17 protein-coding genes are annotated in these 17,385 nt (G+C 69.3%); 4 read left to right on the top strand and 13 right to left on the bottom strand.

The features are described from left to right. Positions 1-170: 170 nt before the first annotated feature. The 3 genes from AC0685_RS35645 to hemL are packed head-to-tail and all read right to left on the bottom strand — an operon-like array spanning position 171 to position 2,682. Complete coding sequence (locus tag AC0685_RS35645; RefSeq protein WP_478229507.1) at positions 171-752, bottom strand: TlpA family protein disulfide reductase; 582 nt, start codon at positions 750-752, stop codon at positions 171-173. After that, on the bottom strand, positions 749-1,381 hold the full coding sequence (locus tag AC0685_RS35640) for a histidine phosphatase family protein (RefSeq protein WP_340684885.1): 633 nt from the start codon (positions 1,379-1,381) through the stop codon (positions 749-751). The genes AC0685_RS35645 and AC0685_RS35640 overlap by 4 nt, the downstream gene beginning before the upstream one ends. Then, complete coding sequence (gene hemL / locus AC0685_RS35635; protein WP_340684886.1) at positions 1,378-2,682, bottom strand: glutamate-1-semialdehyde 2,1-aminomutase; 1,305 nt, start codon at positions 2,680-2,682, stop codon at positions 1,378-1,380. The genes AC0685_RS35640 and hemL overlap by 4 nt, the downstream gene beginning before the upstream one ends. A 132-nt stretch (positions 2,683-2,814) precedes the next feature. On the opposite strand from hemL, the gene AC0685_RS35630 reads away from it, so the two are divergent. Continuing rightward, on the top strand, positions 2,815-3,306 hold the full coding sequence (locus AC0685_RS35630) for a TspO/MBR family protein (protein ID WP_340684887.1): 492 nt from the start codon (positions 2,815-2,817) through the stop codon (positions 3,304-3,306). Here AC0685_RS35630 and AC0685_RS35625 read toward each other — a convergent pair. From AC0685_RS35625 to AC0685_RS35615, 3 genes are read right to left on the bottom strand one after another with little or no spacing between them, the layout of a single operon-like run. Then, positions 3,299-3,685, bottom strand: coding sequence for a hypothetical protein (locus tag AC0685_RS35625; protein ID WP_478229506.1), 387 nt, complete (start codon positions 3,683-3,685; stop codon positions 3,299-3,301). The two genes, AC0685_RS35630 and AC0685_RS35625, sit on opposite strands and share 8 nt — an antisense overlap. Beyond that, a complete protein-coding gene (locus AC0685_RS35620) occupies positions 3,663-4,115 on the bottom strand; it encodes a hypothetical protein (protein ID WP_478229505.1) in 453 nt (150 codons plus the stop codon). The genes AC0685_RS35625 and AC0685_RS35620 overlap by 23 nt, the downstream gene beginning before the upstream one ends. Beyond that, positions 4,112-4,663, bottom strand: coding sequence for a hypothetical protein (locus AC0685_RS35615; protein ID WP_378434401.1), 552 nt, complete (start codon positions 4,661-4,663; stop codon positions 4,112-4,114). The genes AC0685_RS35620 and AC0685_RS35615 overlap by 4 nt, the downstream gene beginning before the upstream one ends. An 86-nt stretch (positions 4,664-4,749) precedes the next feature. Between AC0685_RS35615 and AC0685_RS35610 the strand changes: the two genes are divergently transcribed. Continuing rightward, entirely contained in the window at positions 4,750-6,261 is a 1,512-nt protein-coding gene (locus AC0685_RS35610; protein WP_478229504.1) for an outer membrane protein assembly factor BamB family protein, read from the top strand. 27 nt (positions 6,262-6,288) lie between these two features. Then, positions 6,289-7,842, top strand: a complete 1,554-nt coding sequence (locus AC0685_RS35605) for an outer membrane protein assembly factor BamB family protein (RefSeq protein WP_478229503.1) — start codon at positions 6,289-6,291, stop codon at positions 7,840-7,842. Between the two features lie 62 nt (positions 7,843-7,904). On the opposite strand, the gene hemB is transcribed toward AC0685_RS35605, so the two are convergent. Then, complete coding sequence (gene hemB / locus AC0685_RS35600) at positions 7,905-8,876, bottom strand: porphobilinogen synthase (RefSeq protein WP_478229502.1); 972 nt, start codon at positions 8,874-8,876, stop codon at positions 7,905-7,907. 136 nt (positions 8,877-9,012) lie between these two features. Here hemB and AC0685_RS35595 point away from each other — a divergent pair, with 136 nt between their 5' ends. Further along, entirely contained in the window at positions 9,013-10,299 is a 1,287-nt protein-coding gene (locus tag AC0685_RS35595; protein ID WP_478229501.1) for an Nramp family divalent metal transporter, read from the top strand. Between the two features lie 157 nt (positions 10,300-10,456). Here the strand turns inward: AC0685_RS35595 and AC0685_RS35590 are convergent, their stop codons facing one another. The 6 genes from AC0685_RS35590 to AC0685_RS35565 all read right to left on the bottom strand — a co-directional run bounded on the left by AC0685_RS35590 (position 10,457) and on the right by AC0685_RS35565 (position 17,376). Continuing rightward, entirely contained in the window at positions 10,457-10,681 is a 225-nt protein-coding gene (locus tag AC0685_RS35590) for a hypothetical protein (RefSeq protein ID WP_478229500.1), read from the bottom strand. Positions 10,682-10,807: 126 nt separating this feature from the next. Beyond that, positions 10,808-12,340 carry a bifunctional uroporphyrinogen-III C-methyltransferase/uroporphyrinogen-III synthase gene (locus tag AC0685_RS35585; RefSeq protein ID WP_034310603.1) on the bottom strand — a complete coding sequence of 511 codons (1,533 nt, stop codon included), beginning with the start codon at positions 12,338-12,340 and terminating at the stop codon, positions 10,808-10,810. Positions 12,341-12,400: 60 nt separating this feature from the next. Further along, positions 12,401-13,348, bottom strand: coding sequence for a hydroxymethylbilane synthase (hemC, locus tag AC0685_RS35580; protein ID WP_478229499.1), 948 nt, complete (start codon positions 13,346-13,348; stop codon positions 12,401-12,403). Positions 13,349-13,355: 7 nt separating this feature from the next. Next, complete coding sequence (locus AC0685_RS35575; protein ID WP_478229498.1) at positions 13,356-14,663, bottom strand: glutamyl-tRNA reductase; 1,308 nt, start codon at positions 14,661-14,663, stop codon at positions 13,356-13,358. A gap of 1 nt (position 14,664) precedes the next feature. Beyond that, positions 14,665-15,492: a redox-sensing transcriptional repressor Rex gene (locus AC0685_RS35570; protein WP_478229497.1), complete on the bottom strand. Its 828-nt coding sequence runs from the start codon at positions 15,490-15,492 to the stop codon at positions 14,665-14,667. Between the two features lie 351 nt (positions 15,493-15,843). Beyond that, entirely contained in the window at positions 15,844-17,376 is a 1,533-nt protein-coding gene (locus AC0685_RS35565) for a molybdopterin-dependent oxidoreductase (RefSeq protein ID WP_478229496.1), read from the bottom strand. Between the last annotated feature and the right edge of the window lie 9 nt (positions 17,377-17,385).

Raw genomic sequence — 17,385 nt, 5'->3', positions numbered from 1 at the left:
AAAGGAGCGTAGGGAGTGTGGTTCAAGTGAAAACGCCGGGGCTGGCCCAACGGGACCTACGTCGCACCCGGTCAGGACCTTGGTCCCGTCCCCTTTACCGCGTTTCGTCCTCTGAACGCGGTAGTTGCACACGCAAGGACCGCATTCAGAGGACGAAACGCGTGAAGTGGTCAGGCGGGTTCGGCGGCCAGGCGCTGGACGACGGGCAGCAGGTCCGACGCCAGCAGGTCCCGCAGGAACACCGCGGCGACGCGGTGCTGTTTGTCCAGCACGATCGTCGACGGGATGATGTTGCGCGGATAACCCGAAAGCTGCAGCAGCGTCCGCCCCGACGGGTCGTAGATCGACGGGTACGTCAGTTTCCGGTCCCGCATGAAATCCTGCGGCGGCTTCCGGTCGTTGTCGCGCAGATCGATGCCGATCACCTCGACGCCGGACGCCTTGGTCTGGTCGTAGACCTTCTGCATCTCCGGCGCCTCGACGCGGCACGGCCCGCACCACTGGCCCCACAGGTTCAGCACGATGACCTTGCCGGGGAAGTCCGCGATCGAGAGCTGCTTGCCCTCGTTCATCAGGTCGTCGCCGGACAGCGTCGGCGACGGCTGGCGGTCCGCGACGTCGTAGGTGATGTCGACCTTCCCGCCCGGCGACACGAAGTTGAACGAGCCGCCGGTGACGACGGCGTCCTTGCCGGTGGTGCAGCCGGTGACGACGAGCGCCAGCCCGACGACGGCCGCCACGAGTCGCTTCATGCGCCGGTCACCTTCGGGTCGGTCGTGCCGGCGGGCTCGCTGTAGACGATCCGCACGAGTTCCTCGCCCTCGAAGACCAGGCTGGTCAGCGACGCGAGCGAGCACTGTCGGTTGCGCGGGTCGTGCCAGAGCCGCTTCGCCTCCAGGAACCGCCGCACGGTCCAGATCGGGAGCTGGTGCGAGACGCACAGCGCCTCGTGGCCCTCGGCCGCCCGCCGCGCGCGGTGGATGGCGCCGAGCATGCGGTGCGCGATCTCGACGTACGGCTCGCCCCAGGACGGCCGGAACGGGTTGACCAGCTTCGGCCAGTGCTTCGGCTGGCGAAGGGCGCCATCGCCGACTGCGACGCGCTCGCCCTCGAACTGGTTGTCCGCCTCGATGAGCCGATCGTCGGTGTCGACGTCGAGGCGGTGCGCGGCGGCGATCGGCGCCGCGGTCTCCTGCGCGCGCTGAAGCGGCGAAGCGACGACGTAGGTGATGTCGTGCTTCGCGACGGCTTCGGCGACCGTCAGCGCCTGACGTTGTCCGCGGTCGGAGAGCTTGAAGCCGGGCAGGCGGCCGTACAGGATCTTGTCCGGGTTGTGCACCTCACCGTGGCGGAGCAGGTGCACGATCGTCGTCTCGCTCACGCCTGGACCGCCTCGGCGGCGGCGCGGGCGGCGACGCGCAACGCGGAGGAGATGATCTCGAACTCGGCGTCGCCCATGGCCGCGTTGACGAACCACGCCTCGTACGCGCTCGGCGGCGCGTACACGCCGTTGTCCAGCAGCGCGTGGAAGAACGCCGGGAACCGCCAGGTCTCCGAGGCCTGCGCGCCCGGGTAGTTCGTCACCGGGTTCTCGCTGAAGAACACGCTGACCAGGTTGCCCGCGTACTGCACGGTGTGCGTGACACCCGCCTCGGTCAGCGACCGGTCGAACAGGTCGCCGAGCCGCTTCGCGTTCGCGTCGAGGGCCGCGTACACGGCGTCGTCGGCCGCGCGCAGCGTCGCGAGCCCGGCGGCGACGGCGACGGGGTTCCCCGACAGCGTCCCCGCCTGGTACACCGGCCCGCCCGGGGCCAGCTTCGCCATCACGTCGGCGCGGCCGCCGAAGGCCGCGGCGGGCAACCCACCCGACATCACCTTGCCGAAGGTGTACAGGTCACCGGCGACGCCTTCGAGGCCGAACCAGCCCGCCTTCGAGACGCGGAACCCGGTCATCACCTCGTCCATGATCAGCAGCGCGCCGTGCTCGTGCGCGATCTCCTTGAGGCCGGCGTTGAAACCGTCGGCCGGGGCGACGGCGCCCATGTTGCCCGCGGCGGCTTCGGTGATGATCGCGGCGATCGAGTCCGGATTGTCCACAAAGGACTTCCGGACCGCGTCGAGGTCGTTGTAGGGCAAGACGATCGTGTCGGCCGCCTGCGCGCCGGTGACACCGGGCGAGGTCGGGAGGCCGAGGGTCGCGACGCCGGAGCCCGCTTCGGCGAGCAACGCGTCGACGTGACCGTGGTAGCAGCCCGCGAACTTGATGATCTTCGCCCGGCCGGTGAACCCCCTGGCCAGCCGGATCGCGCTCATCGTCGCCTCGGTGCCGGAGTTGACCAGGCGCACCTGCTCCACCGGCTCGACACGGCCGATGATCTCTTCGGCGAGTTCGACCTCGCCACGCGTCGGGGTGCCGAAAGACAGCCCGTCGACAGCGGCTTCACGCGCGGCGGAGACGACGTCCGGATGCGCGTGCCCGAGGATCATCGGGCCCCACGAGGAGACCAGATCGACGTAGCGGTTGCCGTCGGCGTCCCAGAGGTACGGGCCCTCGCCGCGCACCATGAACCGCGGGGTGCCGCCGACGGAGTTGAAGGCCCGCACCGGGGAGTTCACCCCGCCCGGGACCACGGCCTTCGCTCGTTCGAACCATGCCTTGGACTGATCGACTCCGGTAGTCACGTCCCCAGTCTCGCAAATCACGGATGACACCCGCCGTTAGGTCGTGTCCTGGTCCTCGCGGTTCCGGGCACGGCGTGACCAGGCCCACTAGGGTGGGAGCACTCCCGTCGAAACCCTCGCGGAGGAATCCACGTGTCCACGGTGCCGTCACCACCGACCCACCACCGTCGCCTTCGCTGGCAGGCCTTGGCCGGATTCATCGCCATGGCGGGAATCGTGGGCATCGTGGCCGGGCTGGCGGTCGCCACCCGCTCCGAAACGCACAACGCGCTGGCTCGCCCGTCGTGGGCGCCGCCGGGCTGGCTCTACGGGCCGATGTGGTCGGTCCTGCTGCTCCTGGTCGCCTTCGCGGGCTGGTGCTACTGGCGCACCGACGGCGAAACGCGCGGCTTCGCCTTCTACGGCGTCTGCCTGCTGCTGACCCTGCTGTGGACGCCGCTGTTCTTCGCCGGCGGCGCACACGCCCTCGCCCTGGCCGACGTCGTCGTGCTGGACTTCGTCGTGCCCATCACGATGGCGGAGTTCGGCCGCCGGTCGAAACTCGCGGCCTGGCTGCTCGTGCCGTATCTGCTGTGGCTGCTGTTCTCGACCGCGGTCAACGCCGCGGTCGTGTGGCTCAACTGAGCTTCGGTTCCTTGGGCTTGCGGCCCTTGGCCCGGATGGCGAGCAGGAACTGGCGGATCGCGTCCACCACCAGGATCGCGGCCAGCACGCCCAGCCCGATGGCGCCGGCGAGCGGGCCACCGAAGTAGCGCTGCGATTCAAGCGTCGTCGTCTCGCCGTAGGTGATCACGACCGGGACGACACCGGCCTTCCAGCACGCGAAGGAACCCCACACCGCGAGCGCGGCGAGGATCAGTTCGACCGCCCCCACCACGGCGCGCAGGGGTTTGTGCAGCCGGGCGTCTCGCCGGGAGTCCTCCGGTGGCCACAGATCGGCACCGGTCGGCTGGGGAAGGTCGATCACGGTGGGCAGTTTCTCATGACTCTGTGGTGCGGGCACGCACCAAATCCCCGAGTGCCTCGCGGAGGGCGTCCGGATCCTTGGCCCAGGCGCGCACGAAAACGCCGTCTTCGAGTTTCAACCCGACTTCGCCGTGCTTCTTGGGGATCGTCCAACCTCCGCCGAGGACCCGCGAGCCGACCGGGGCCTCGTCTTCGAGTACCTCGGCGATCCGGGCCGCCTCAAGCGTTTCCCTGCCCTGCCGGTAGCCGTCCGCGGTGACCTCGAGCGAGAGGTACCGGCGACGCGCGTACACCCAGGGCACGGTGATCGCCACCAGCCCCACCGCGACCAGGATCCAGGCGAGCCAGTGGACCGGGCCGCCCGTCGCCAGCTCCGCGAGCAGCCCGGCGAGGGCGAACAGCGGCGCCCACAGCAAAGCCGTCCAGCCGACGCCGGGTTCGTCGTAGAGGGACGGCTCGGAGGTCATGGCAGCGTGCGCCCCACCTTCGGGAAATGGTCGGCGACGCTGGGCAGGTACATGAGCACCAGCGCGATCGCCACCAGCAGGGTGGACACCAGCAGGAACACGTTGAGCGAACCGCGCAGGATCAGCAGTTCCACCAGGACCAGGAAGACCGCGCCCACGGTGAGGACCGTCCTGGCCGACCGCGTTCCCTCACGGGCCTTGTACGCGAACAGCGCGAACAGGACCGCGAAGGTGAGCGCGCCGCCGAACAGCATCCACAGCAGGGTGTTCACGCCGGAAGCGACCTGCACCGGATCGGCGGGCTGACCGGGAACCGGGTTCTCCCTGATCTGCTTGAGGATGCCCTCGGTCAGTTCGTCCTTCAGCACCAGCAGGGCGATCTGCCCGGCCACCAGGACGACACCGGCGAGGATCCACAGCCAGAACGAGATGGCCACCGGCTTCGGCACCGTGATCTTCGGCGGCTTCTGGCCGGGGAGGATCGGATCCGGTGACATTCCCCGCTTGCGGCGCTCGTCGTCCGTTTCGTCGGCTCTGCTGTCGCTCACGCGAGGCAGCCTACGTGGTTTCGCAGGCCAGGCCGTTGCCGCCCGGGTAGCTTGTGCGCGAATCGACGAACACTGGGGATCTCACAATGACCACACCGAGCCAGTCCGATGGGGCCTGGCATGGGCAGCGACAGCCCTGGCCACAGCAGGGATACGGCTACCCGCAGCCACCACAGCAGCAGTACCCAGGCGGTTGGCACCAGGCGCCCCCACCACCACCCGGGAAGTCCAAGAAGTTCCTCTTCTGGCTGATTCCGCTCATCGTGGTGGTCGTCGCCGCGGCCGTCGTGATCCCGATCGCACTGGCGGGCGGGGAAGAGCCTCGGGAGCCAGCCGCCCAGCCGCCGAGCACTTCGGCGCCGGCGGCCAAGAAGGTGAAATGGCGGCTGTCCGGACTGGAGGGAGACGTCCCCGAGTACAAGCAGGGCGTCACGACCTGGCTGCACGAGGACACCCTTGTCGTCGTCCGGGACAAGTACGTCGCCGCGTTCACCAGGGCGAACGGTGAGCGGCGCTGGCTCACCGAGGTGCCGGACGGGAAGCGGGCGTGCGGTGCCTCCGTGGAACCGGTCGACGGGAAGATCGCCTTCGCCTACGGCGAGGAAAAGACCTGTGACAACGCTGCCCTCATCAACCTGAAGGAAGGGAAGCTCCACTGGCAGCAGCCGATGGAGGTGCCTCAGAAGCTCAAGGGCGACCGCCCGCCCAAGTCCGCGATCTTGCAGATCGCCGGTGACGCCGTCTTCGTCACGCAGGGCGAGGGAATGGCCGCGCTCGACCTCGCCACCGGCGCCCCGAAGTGGGCGAAGACCCATACGCGCGAACCCGACCGGGCCGACGATCCGACCTGCGCCGGGCAGGACGCCGTACCCAGGGACGGCAAGATCGTCGTCGTGATGACCTGCCTCACCGGGGACTACGGCCTGAGCATGCTGCGGGTCGACGCGTCGACCGGGAACATCGAGGTGGCGGAGCACCAGCCGAAGGAGAGCAGTTCGCTCGGCAACGTCGGGATCATCTCGGCGAAGCCCCTCCTGGTCTACGGCAAGACCACCGACACGGGCACGTACTTCCGCTTCGGGGACGACCTGAAGCTCGAGTCGAAGATCGACGGTGGCGACCCGTTCACGCCGGACGGTCTCACCGGCGCCGACGGCCAGGGCTTCGACAGCGACGCGTCCGGCACCGAACACCTCGTCAGCCCGGCCCTGGTCACCGAAGAAGTGCTCTACACCATCACGATGCCCCAGGCGGGCACGGTGAACGCGCTGGTCGCGGTGGATCTGAAGACCGGGCAGCGCAAGTGGTCGGCGAAGGTGCCCGAGGGCACCGTGATGGCTCCGCTCGCGATCGAGGACGGCCAGGTGATCACCGAGGTCGCGCCCGTCACGCGGACCGGGCCGCAGCGAGTGGTCAAGGTCGCCGTCGCGGACGGAGCGGTGACGCCGATGGTCGAAGCACCGATCGAGAACGCCGACAACGACAAGAACGGGCCGATTTCCGGCCTCTACCGCTATCTCTGGGCGGACGGCCGCGTCTACGCCGTATGCGGCCGTTTTCCGAAGTTCAGCCTGGACATCTACACCGTCGAACCTTAGATCGCACCGAAACAACCGGGGAACCGAATGACCAGACCACCCACTCCGCCCGGTGGCGGGCAATGGCAGCCGCACCAACCCTGGCAACCGCACCAGCAGCAGGGCTGGCAGCAGCCACCGCCCCACCCTCACCAGCAGCCCTACCCGCAGAACCAGTACGGCCCCCCGCGGCAGGAACCGCCCAAGGGCAAGAAGTTCCTCTTCTGGCTCGTGCCGCTGATCGTCGTGGTGGTCGCCGCCGCGGTGATCGTGCCGATCACGCTGAGCGGCGGCGGAGACGAAGGCCAGGGGCAGGCGGCCCCTCCGCCCGCCTCCGGATCGCCGGCCGGCTCGCCGAAGGTCAAATGGGAACTGTCAGGGGTGAAGAAGGACGTCCCGGAGTACAAGCACGGGATCACCACCTGGCTGCACGAAGACGACCTCGTCGTCGTCCGCGACAAGTACGTGGCTGCCTTCACCAGGGCGGACGGCAAGCAGCGCTGGCTGACCGAGGCGCCGGGCGGCAAGATCTTCTGCGGCACCGGAGTCGAACCGGTCGAGGGCAAGATCGTCCTCGCCTTCGGCAAGGCGAAGGCCGGCAGCGAAGACGGCAGCTGCGACAACGCCACCATCCTCGACCTGAAGGACGGGAAGCTCGGATGGCAGGTGCCGATGGCCATCCCGCAGAAGATGCAGGACCGGGTGGTCTCGGTGGAGGCCGTCGTCACGCAGATCATGGGCGACGTCGTGTTCGTCACCGCGGACCAGGGCTACGCGGCCCTCGACCTGGCCACCGGCGCGATCAAGTGGACGAAAACGTTCTCCCGCAAGGCCGACGGCGAAGACACCTGCGCGGGGCACGACATGATGCCGAGGGACGGGAAGGCCGTCGTCGTGGCGTCCTGCCTCACCGGTGACTTCTCGGTCACCGTGCTGCAGATCGACCCGGCGACCGGGAACGTCGAACTGGAGGACAGCGTCCCTCACGACGGCTACTCGATCTCGGGGATCGGTCTCCTGTCGGTGAAGCCGGTGCTGGCGTACGGCTCGAACACCGAGCAGGGCACGTACTTCCTCTTCGACGACAACCTGAAACTCAAGTCGAAGATCGATGGTGGCAAACCCAACTCCGAGGAGGAGCTCGACGGCACCACGTCACAGGGTTTCGGGGTCAGCGCCTCGGGTACCGAACATCATCCGAGCGCCATCATCGTGGACGGCGACACGTTCTACACGCCTACCAGGACGATCGGCGGACAGATGAACACGCTGGTCGCGGTGGATCTGAACACCGGACAGCGCAAGTGGACGGCCTCGGTTCCGGAGGGCACGATCCAGGCGCCGATCAAGATCGTGGACGGCCAGATCCTGGCCCAGGTCGGCCCGGTGTACAATACCGGACCCCAGCGGACGGTCAAGATCGCGGTCGCGGACGGGAAGGTGACGCCGTTCCTGGAAGCCCAGATCAGGAACTCCGAACAGGACGAGACCGGCCCGATCCCGGGGTTCTACCGGTATCTCTGGGCCGACGACCGCGTCTACGCGGTGGCGGGCAAGTGGTCGAATCTCAGCGTGGACGTCTTCCTGCTGCAGGCTGAGTAGCGAGAACGAGAAGGCCCCTTCGCCGCGGTTTCCGTGGCGAAGGGGCCCTTTCGTCACGAGGCTCAGTCCAGCCAAGCAGCGGCTTCGGCGGCCCAGTAGGTGAGGATCATGTCCGCCCCCGCGCGGCGGATCGACGTCAGTACCTCGAGGATCGTGCGTTCGCGATCGAGCCAGCCGTTCGCCGCGGCGGCCTCGACCATCGCGTACTCCCCCGAGATGTTGTACGCCGCCACGGGAACCGTCGACGTCTCGGCGGCGGCCCTGATGACGTCCAGATAGGTCAGCGCGGGCTTGACCATGATCATGTCGGCGCCCTCGGCGATGTCCAGCTCGATCTCGCGCAACGCCTCGCGCACGTTGCCCGGATCCTGCTGGTACGTCTTCCGGTCGCCCTTCAGCTGCGAATCGACGGCCTCACGGAAGGGGCCGTAGAACGCGCTGGCGAACTTCGCCGAGTACGCGAGGATGCCGGTGTCCGTGCGCCCGGCGCGGTCGAGCGCGGCGCGGATGACGCCGACCTGGCCGTCCATCATGCCGCTGGGACCGAGCAGATGGGCCCCCGCCTCCGCCTGCGCCAGCCCCATTTCCGCGTACACGCGCAGGGTCGCGTCGTTGTCGACACCGCCTTCGGCGTCGAGGACGCCGCAGTGGCCGTGGTCGGTGAACTCGTCGAGGCACGTGTCCGCCATCAGGACCGTCGCGTCGCCGAGATCGGACCTCAGGTCGCGCAGGGCGACGTTGAGGATGCCGTCCGGGTCGATCGCGCCGGAGCCCTCGGCGTCCCGCGCCTTCGGGATACCGAACAGCATCAGGCCGCCGACCCCGGCGTTGACCGCGTCGACGGCGGCTTTGCGCAGCGTGTCGCGGGTGTGCTGGACGACGCCGGGCATGCTGGAGATCGGGCGGGGCGCGTCGGCGCCCTCGGCCACGAACATCGGAAGGATCAGCTGGCGGGGGCGCAGCGTCGTCTCACCGACCAGCCTGCGCATCGCCGGAGTGGTACGGAGCCTGCGGGGACGATGTTCGGGGAACACCCCTACGACGGTACTCCCGCTCGCTAGAGGGGCGGTGAACGGCTCAGGGGCCAGGCGGCCGAACCTTTCCTAAGGAACGGTAAAGAGTCGCCTTTGCCCGATTCCTAGCGGTGTGACGTGGGTTACCTTTCCCTCCATGTCGAGCTCAACGGTGACCGACCAACTGGAAGAACCGCCCGTCGGCTGGCGCGCACGGCTGCGCCAGGTCGGGCCAGGGATCATGGCCGCGGCGACCGGGGTCGGCGCGGGTGACCTCGTCGCGACGATGGTGGCCGGATCGCGCTTCGGGTACACGCTGCTGTGGGCGGTACTCGTCGGCACGATCTTCAAACTCGCGCTGGCCGAAGCCGTCGGCCGCTGGCATCTGACCTCGGGCCGGACGATCCTGTCCGGCTGGCGGACACTGGGGATCTGGGCGCTGATCTACTTCGGGATCTACGCGGTGATCTGGGGCTTCGTCTACGGTGCGACCGCGATGTCCGCGTCGGGCCTGCCACTGAACGCGCTCTTCCCCGCGCTTTCGGTGCGGTACTGGGCGATGATCTGCGGCCTGCTCGGCTTCGCGCTGGTGTGGTTCGGGCGTTACGCGATCATCGAGAAACTGATGACCGTCCTGGTCGGCATCATGTTCGTGACCGTGGTCGGGACCGCGATCCTCGTCGTGCCGAATTTCGCGGAACTGTTCAAGGGCGCTGTCCCGACCCTGCCCGACGGCTCGCTCGTCTACGTCCTCGGCCTGGTCGGCGGCGTCGGCGGCACGATCACCATGGCGGCGTACGGCTACTGGACGCTCGCGAAGGGCTGGCGTTCGTCGAAGTGGCTCCCGATGATGCGCACCGACAACGCCGTCGGGTACGTCATGACCGGGATCTTCGTGATCGCCATGCTGATCGTCGGCGCGGAACTGCTGATGGGCCAGAAGATCATCTCGGGCGACAAGGGCCTGCTGTTCCTCGGCGACACCCTCGCCGCGGACTACGGGCAATGGGCGCGGATCCCGTTCCTCATCGGCTTCTTCGCCGTTTCGTTCACGTCGGTGATCGGTGTCTGGCACGGCGTGAGCCTGCTCTTCGCGGACTGGTGGCGCATTCTGCGGCTGCCCAGGAACGCGACGGAAAGCGTTGAGGCGTATGAGAAAAAGGCCGGTGAGCGCAGTGTCGCGTACCGAGGATACGTGCTGTGGCTGACCTTCCCGCCGATGGCGTTGCTGTTCCTGGACCAGCCCTTCCAGCTCACCGTGATCTACGGCGTGCTGGGCGCGTTGTTCATGCCGTTCCTGGCGGCGACCTTGCTGGTGCTGCTGAACACTTCGCGGGTGCCTCGGGAAGGGCGTTCGCGGTGGCTGTCGAACGGGCTGCTGGGCGTGTGCCTGGCGATGTTCGCGTACCTGGCCTACACGGAGGTCGTGAAGTTCTTCTCGTGAGTGGTAAGGACGGTTCTAACCGTCCTTACCACTCACGAGACATGCCCCACCACGCCACCGCCACCCTTGCTCGCCCCTGCACCCGCCTGCATGTACTCGGGAAGGTGTGAAGGCCTCCTTCCCTACCTTCAGGGTAGGGAAGGAGGCCTTCACGGACTCACGACCAATGCCGCCACACGAGGCCCGTATCCGCACGCCCGCCGGGGACACGCTGAACTCGGCGGGCGTGCGCCGAGACGGGAGAACGGTCGGTCACCGTGACCACTTGGACCGCGCACCCGGCCGGGGTGCAGACCTCGAAGGGCGTGGCGGCGGCCGCGGTGCCCGGGAAACCGAGGGCCAGCACGCCCAGGGCGGCGACGGTGAAGGCCAGAGACTTCATGATCGCTCCCCAGTGCTTGTCGGAATCACCGAGGCTATGACCGGCCGCTACGCACACGGCGAAGTTTCACTGAGGAACGAAAAAGCCCCCTCCTCACGCGAACGTGAGAAGGGGGCTTTTCGTGAATCAGGAGCGGCGGGCTCGCTTCGCCTTGCGAGGCGGCGGGAGCGCACCTTCGGCACGGAGCCGCGCGGCGTGCTCGGCGAGCGCGTCGACCAGGTGCGGGACGTCGGCCTTCTCGGGCTGGACGTCGACCCGCAGCCCGAACTCCACGGCGGTCTCCGCGGTCTTCGGGCCGATGCACGCGACCAGCGTGCGGGTGTGCGGCTTGCCGGCGATGCCGACGAGGTTCCGCACGGTCGAGGACGAGGTGAAGCAGACCGCGTCGAAACCGCCGGTCTTGATCATCTCGCGGGTCTCGGCGGGCGGCGGCGCGGCGCGCACCGTGCGGTACGCGGTCACGTCGTCGATCTCCCAGCCGCGTTCGCGCAGACCGGCCGAAAGGGTCTCGGTGGCGATGTCCGCCCGCGGCAGCAGCACGCGGTCGACCGGGTCGAGGACGTCGTCGTACGGCGGGAACTCGGCGAGGAGGCCCTCCGAGGACTGCTCGCCTTCCGGGATCAGCTCGGGGATGATGCCGAAGGAGCGGACCTTCGCGGCGGTCGATTCGCCGACACAGGCGATCTTCACGCCCGAGAAGGCGCGGGCGTCGAGGCCGAACTCCTCGAACTTCTCCCACACCGCGCGGACGGCGTTGGTCGAGGTGAAGACGATCCACTGGTAGCGGCCGTCGACGAGACCCTTGACCGAACGCTCCATCTGGGCGGGGCTGCGCGGCGGCTCGACCGAGATGGTCGGGACCTCGTGCGAGGTGGCGCCGTGGCCGCGAAGCCGCTCCGCCATCTCACCGGCCTGCTCCTTGGTGCGCGGCACCAGGACCTTCCAACCGTACAGCGCGCGCGACTCCCACCACGACAGCTTCGAGCGCTGGCCGACGGCCTGGCCGATGGTCACGATGAGCGGGCCGACGAGCTCGCCCGCCTCGTTCGCGACAGTGGCCAGCGTGGTGTCCAGGGTGCGCTGGGTGTTGATGGTGCCGTTGGACGTCACCGCGACCGGGGTGGTCGGCGCCAGCCCGTGCTCGGTCAGCGCGGACGCGGCCTCGGCCAGGTGCGCCGACGTCGCGTGCAGCACGATCGGGCCGGGGGTGGCGGCCAGCGCGGCCCATTCGACGTCGCCGCGGACGTCGACCTCGGTGTGCGTGCCACCGAGCGCGACACCGGCGTACGCCGGGACGGCCGCGCCGGGCGAGACGCCCGGGATGATGTCGAATACGGCGCTGGTCCGGGAAACGGCCTGCACCTCGGCGACGACGGCGGGCTGGGTCAGCGGGTCACCGGCGATCAGCCGGAGCACCAGCCGTCCGGCCTTGGCCTCGTTCACCAGGTCCTTGGCGACCTCGGTGGCCTCGCCGACGGCGGGGCGCACTTCGGCACCTTCGGCGGCGAAGGCCAGGACGCCTGCTGGGACGTCCGGGTCGGTCACCACGACCTCGGCCTTGGCGAGCAGCTCCTGAGCGCGGACGGTCAGCAGACCGGCGTCACCGGGGCCCGAGCCCACGAAGGCGACACGCCCGGTGGTCTTACGCGCGGGGGTCATCTGTGCGTTCTCCTCTTGAGCGGCCGCAGTCGAGCGCGGCCCTACCTTCAACGTTCTGACTCACTGGGCGGGGCCGGACAGCGCGCCGGCCCCCAGGTCGAGCAGCTCGGCGGCCAGTGTCCGGCCGAGCTGATCAGCATCGCGGAAGTCGGCGAGCGCGGAAGCGCGCACCATGTCGACCGCGTCCCCGTCCCCTTCGACGGCGGCGGTGCCCCGCAACGAGATCCGCTCGACGACCCGCCCTTCGGCGTCCAGGTCCTCGACGATCTCCGCCAGCGCTCCGACCGGTGCGCTGCACCCGGCTTCCAGCGCCGCGAGCAACGCCCGTTCGGCGGTCGCCACGGCACGGGTGCCTTCATCGTCCACTGTGGACCCGAGCAGGTGCTCGATGTCCACGTCACCGGTCCGGCACTCCACCGCCAGCGCACCCTGTGCGGGCGCGGGCAGCATCTGGATCGGGTCGAGGGTCTCGGTGATCTCCTCCGCCCGGCCGATCCTGGCCAGTCCGGCACGCGCCAGGATGACGGCGTCCAGCTCTCCGTCGCTCACTTTGCGCATGCGGGTGTCGATATTGCCTCGGATCGGCACGATTTCCAAACCGAGACCGAGCGCGCGCAGCTGCGCGGTCCGCCGCGGCGAGCCGGTGCCGACGGTCGAGCCGGGCGGGAGCTCGCCCAGCGTCAGCCCGTCACGGGCGATCAGCGCGTCGCGCGGGTCCTCGCGGGGCGGCACGGCGGCGAGCGTGATGCCCGGCTCCGGCTTCGTCGGCAGGTCCTTGTACGAGTGCACGATGACGTCGACTTCCTCGCGCAGCAAGGCTTCGCGCAGCGCGGAAGTGAAGACGCCGACCCCGATCGTCGGGATCGGCGCGGACGACTTGTCGCCGGGCGTCGTCACGGTGACGAGCTCGACCTCTGCGCCGGTGGCGCGCAGGGCGTCGGCGATGGTGCCGGTCTGCGCGAGGGCGAGTTTGCTGCCGCGCGTCCCGATGCGGATGACTCTGCTCACTGGATGATCACTCGTCTTTCGGCGTCGCAGTAGGACTGGCCACCGCGGCGGGCGCCTGCGGGTCGAGGCAGAACAGCTCGCGCAGCGCGTTGGCGTAATCGGTGTCGGCCGTCTCGGCGGCCAGCTGCTTGACCCGCACCGTCGGCGCGTGGAGCAGCTTGTCGACCACGCGGCGGACCGTGCGGCCGACCTCCTCGCGAACCCCGGGTTCGAGGTCCGGCAGGCGGTTGTTCAGCCGCAGCAGTTCGGCGTCGACCACCTCGGCCGCCCGGCGCCGCAGCGCCGTCACCGTCGGGGTGACCTCGGCGCTGCGCTGGCCGGCGAGGTACTCGCGCACCTCGTCGAGCACGATTCCGGCGGCCTTCGCGGTCTGCCGTTCGGTGGTCGGGGTGCCCGCTTCCCGCATGCGGCGCTGGATGGTCTCGAGATCGACCACGGTGACCTCGGCCAGTTCGGCGACGTCGTGGTCGACGTCACGCGGGAGGCCGAGGTCGCAGACCACCAGCGGGCGTCCGGCGCGGGCCGGGACGTGCTCGGCGGTGAAGACGGCGGCCTGCGCGCCGGTGGAGCAGACGACGACGTCCGCCTCGGCGACCGCGTCCGCGATGCCGCTCATCTGGACGGCCTTGGCGGGCACGCCCTGCTCGACGCTGGCGGCGGCGAGGCGGGCGGCCCTCGCCTCGGTGCGGTTGGCGATGGTGATCTCGCCGATCCCGGATTTGCGCAGGTGGGACGCGGTCAGCGCGCCCATCGAACCGGCGCCGACGATCAGCGCGTGCTTGCCCGCGATGTCGCCCGCGGCGGCCAGCGCCTCGGAGACCACCGAAGCGCCCAGCTGGTCGAGGCCGGTCTCGGTGTGGACGCGCTTGCCGACGCGCAGCGTGGTCTGGATCAGCTCGTGCAGCGTGCGGCCGACGGTGCCGGCCTCACGCGCGGTGGCGTACGAGGACCGGATCTGGCCGAGGATCTGCGTCTCGCCGACGACCATCGAGTCCAGCCCGGAGGTGACCGAGAACAGGTGCTCGATCGCGGCGCCCGCGTAGTGCACGTACAGCGAGTCGTACAGGTCCGCGGGCTGCATCCCGGCCTGGCGGGCGAGCACGTCGGAGACGTCGTTCAGACCGCCGTGGAAAGTCTCGACGACGGCGTAGACCTCGATGCGGTTGCAGGTCGAGACGAGGATCGCCTCGCTGACGTGCTCGGCCTGCTGCAGCTCGTTGAGCACCTTGGTCACGTCGGTCGCGGGGACCGCGACGCGTTCCAGGGTGCTCAGCTCGGCGCTGCGGTGTGAGAGCCCGACCGCCAACACGCTCATTTCAGCGCACCACCATTCCGTTGCCGTGGCCGTTCACGCTGCCATTCTCGGGGCTCCCGGGGCCACCGTCTCCGCCGCCGTTGCCGTTAGCGGCCAGATCGGCGCGACGAGCGACGTGGAACGACAGGATCTGCAGTTCGACCGCGAGATCGACCTTGCGCACCTCGATATGTGCCGGAACCTGCAGCACCACCGGGGCGAAATTCAGGATGCACTGCACGCCACCTGCGACAAGCCGGTCGCAGACCGACTGCGCGGCGGTGGGCGGAGTGGCGATGACGCCGATGGAGATCTGCCGTTCGGCGCAGACTTTGGGGATCTCGTCGAGATGCGAGACCGGGAGGCCGCCGACCGGGACGCCGACCAGATCCGGGTCGAGGTCGAACAGCGCCTCGACCGGGAACCCGCGGCCGGGGAACCCGCCGTAGTTGGCCAGCGCGTGCCCGAGGTTACCGATGCCGACCACGGCGACCTTGTGCTTGCGGGTCAGGCCGAGGATCCGCTCGATCTGGCTGACCAGGACCTGGACGTCGTAGCCGACGCCGCGGGTGCCGTACGAGCCGAGGTAGGACAGGTCCTTGCGCAGTTTCGCGGAGTTGACGCCCGCGGCCTGCGAGAGTTCCTCGCTGGAGATCGTCGTCGCGCCCTGCTCGGCCAGCCCGGAGAGGACACGGAGGTAGACGGCGAGGCGGGCGACGGCGGCCTCGGGGATCGACTTCGCGCGGACCGCTTCCGGTTCGGCGGTGGCCTCGACGGCGGGCATCTCCGCGGTGGGCGCGTTGTCGGCGTCCGGTGTCACCCGGGTGCGCCGGCCTCGTTGCGACACCACGCTTGTCCGCTCCTCTGGTCCTGCTGACGACATGATTCGCCCGAACCTGGAAATCGGCTCTTGACCCGCGGCGCTGAGTCCGGTTCGATGCCGGGCGCTTTCGGAGGCGACGTGTCTACGGTAGCCACTTGTGAACGCAGGCACAAAGTCACTGGTAGGTGCTGTGTCCAAGGTCGCGCGGGGGCTTCTACCGCTACCGGCGGACCGTCCGCTCGGTAGCGCGTCAGCGCGACGAGGGGACTTCACCGGCGCGCGCCTCTTTCGGGCCGAAGGCCCACGGAAACGTTTTGCAGGGCGCCCTTCGCACCTGGGTGACGCGTAGAACGGCCCCGCGCCCTGCGAAAGGTTCCGTCAGCGCGCGTTAAAAGACACCGTGTGCCAGCCGGTGGCGCCGTCGGGCACGGTTCCGGCGCGCTCCGGCGTCTGCGTGTAGCCCGACTGGTCCGTCGCCCGGACGGCGATCTCGTGTTGACCAGGGCCGACCTGGACCTCGGTCCACCACATCCGCCAGGTGTCCTTCGACGTCTCGGCCGACAGGACAGCCTCCTGCCACGGCCCTTGATCGACCCGGACCTCCACCTTCGCGACGCCGGTGTGCTGCGCCCACGCGGTCCCGGACACCACGACCTTGCCCGCGTTCACCGCCGAGCCGGGCGCGTCGATCCGCGACTGCGTCTTCACCGGCGCCTCCCTGGCCCAACCGCGGCCGAGCCAGTACGCCTGGCGCTCCTCCCACGTGGTGATCTCCAGCTCGGTCACCCATTTAGTGGCGGACACGTAGCCGTACAGCCCGGGGATCACGATCCGCGCGGGGAAGCCGTGTTCGATCGGAAGCGGTTCGCCGTCCATGCCGAGGGCGAGCATCGCGCCGCGCCGCGGGTCCAGGGCGGCTTCGACCGGGGTGCCGCAGGTCCAGCCGTCGACACTGGTCGCGAACATCTGCTCGGCGCCCGGTTTCACGCCCGCTTCGTTCAGCAGGTCGCGCAGGTCGATGCCGATCCAGCGGGCGTTGGAGATGTACGGGCCGCCGACCTCGTTGGAGACGCAGCACAGGGTTACGTCGCGTTCGATCAGCGGCCGCGAGCGCAGATCTTCATACCTATAGGTGACCTCCCGCTCGACCATGCCGCGGATCTGCAGGCTCCAGTCCTCGGTGCGGACCTGCGGGACCACCAGCGCCGTGTCGATCCGATAGAAATCCTTCGAAGGAGTGATGTACGGCGGGGTGCCGAGCTTCGCGAAGTCCGCGTCAGGCGGGATCGGCGGCGCGGTCCTCGCCGCGACGAGCCTGCCGACGGCGGCACGCGACTCCTCGGCGTTCTTCCTGGTCCCGATGATCTGACCGGTCAGCGCGGCGACCCCGGCCCCGGCCGCGACGGACGCCCCGGTGATCAGCACCTTCCGCCGGTCCGGGCCCTCGCCTTCACGGTCGTCGAAGAACACCTTCGGGCGGAAGAACGAGTGCAGCCGGGTGAACACGACGAGCGCGACGACGGTGGCGATCACCGGCGCCAGCAGCGCGATCTGCCCCAGGTCGGTGCGCACGAAGACGGCGGCGACGCCCGCCGCGCCGAGAACGCCGACGATCGCCTGGCCCGGCAGCGGAGTGCGGCGCGAGAGCTGCCCGGCGAGCAGCGCGAACAGCACCAGCACCACGGCGAGACCGATCTTGAGGACGAACTTGTCCCAGGTCTCCAGGGTCTGCTCGGCCCAGGCGACCACCGCGTGCGGGCTGTGGTCGATGACGAAGTTCGCGACGGCGACGAACGGCGAAGCCGTGTACCCGACGAAGCCCGCGACGAGATGCCCCACGCCGAGGGCGGCGGCCAGTGACAGGAGCCCGGTCAGCGCGGCTTGGGAAGCGGTGAGCCTGCGTTCGTCCACGACTCCATC

It is taken from the genome of Amycolatopsis sp. NPDC043889 (genome assembly GCF_056435645.1).
Note: the sequence above shows the minus strand (reverse complement) of the source record. Positions and strands in the feature narration are given on the sequence as shown.

What these genes read in the sequence shown, in the direction of transcription:
- AC0685_RS35645 (WP_478229507.1), bottom strand. Translation starts at nt 752, where the DNA reads ATGAAGCGACTCGTGGCGGCCGTCGTCGGGCTGGCGCTCGTCGTCACC.
- AC0685_RS35620 (WP_478229505.1), bottom strand. Translation starts at nt 4,115, where the DNA reads ATGACCTCCGAGCCGTCCCTCTACGACGAACCCGGCGTCGGCTGGACG.
- AC0685_RS35610 (WP_478229504.1), top strand. Translation starts at nt 4,750, where the DNA reads ATGACCACACCGAGCCAGTCCGATGGGGCCTGGCATGGGCAGCGACAG.
- AC0685_RS35605 (WP_478229503.1), top strand. Translation starts at nt 6,289, where the DNA reads ATGACCAGACCACCCACTCCGCCCGGTGGCGGGCAATGGCAGCCGCAC.
- AC0685_RS35595 (WP_478229501.1), top strand. Translation starts at nt 9,013, where the DNA reads ATGTCGAGCTCAACGGTGACCGACCAACTGGAAGAACCGCCCGTCGGC.
- AC0685_RS35590 (WP_478229500.1), bottom strand. Translation starts at nt 10,681, where the DNA reads ATGAAGTCTCTGGCCTTCACCGTCGCCGCCCTGGGCGTGCTGGCCCTC.
- AC0685_RS35585 (WP_034310603.1), bottom strand. Translation starts at nt 12,340, where the DNA reads ATGACCCCCGCGCGTAAGACCACCGGGCGTGTCGCCTTCGTGGGCTCG.
- AC0685_RS35575 (WP_478229498.1), bottom strand. Translation starts at nt 14,663, where the DNA reads ATGAGCGTGTTGGCGGTCGGGCTCTCACACCGCAGCGCCGAGCTGAGC.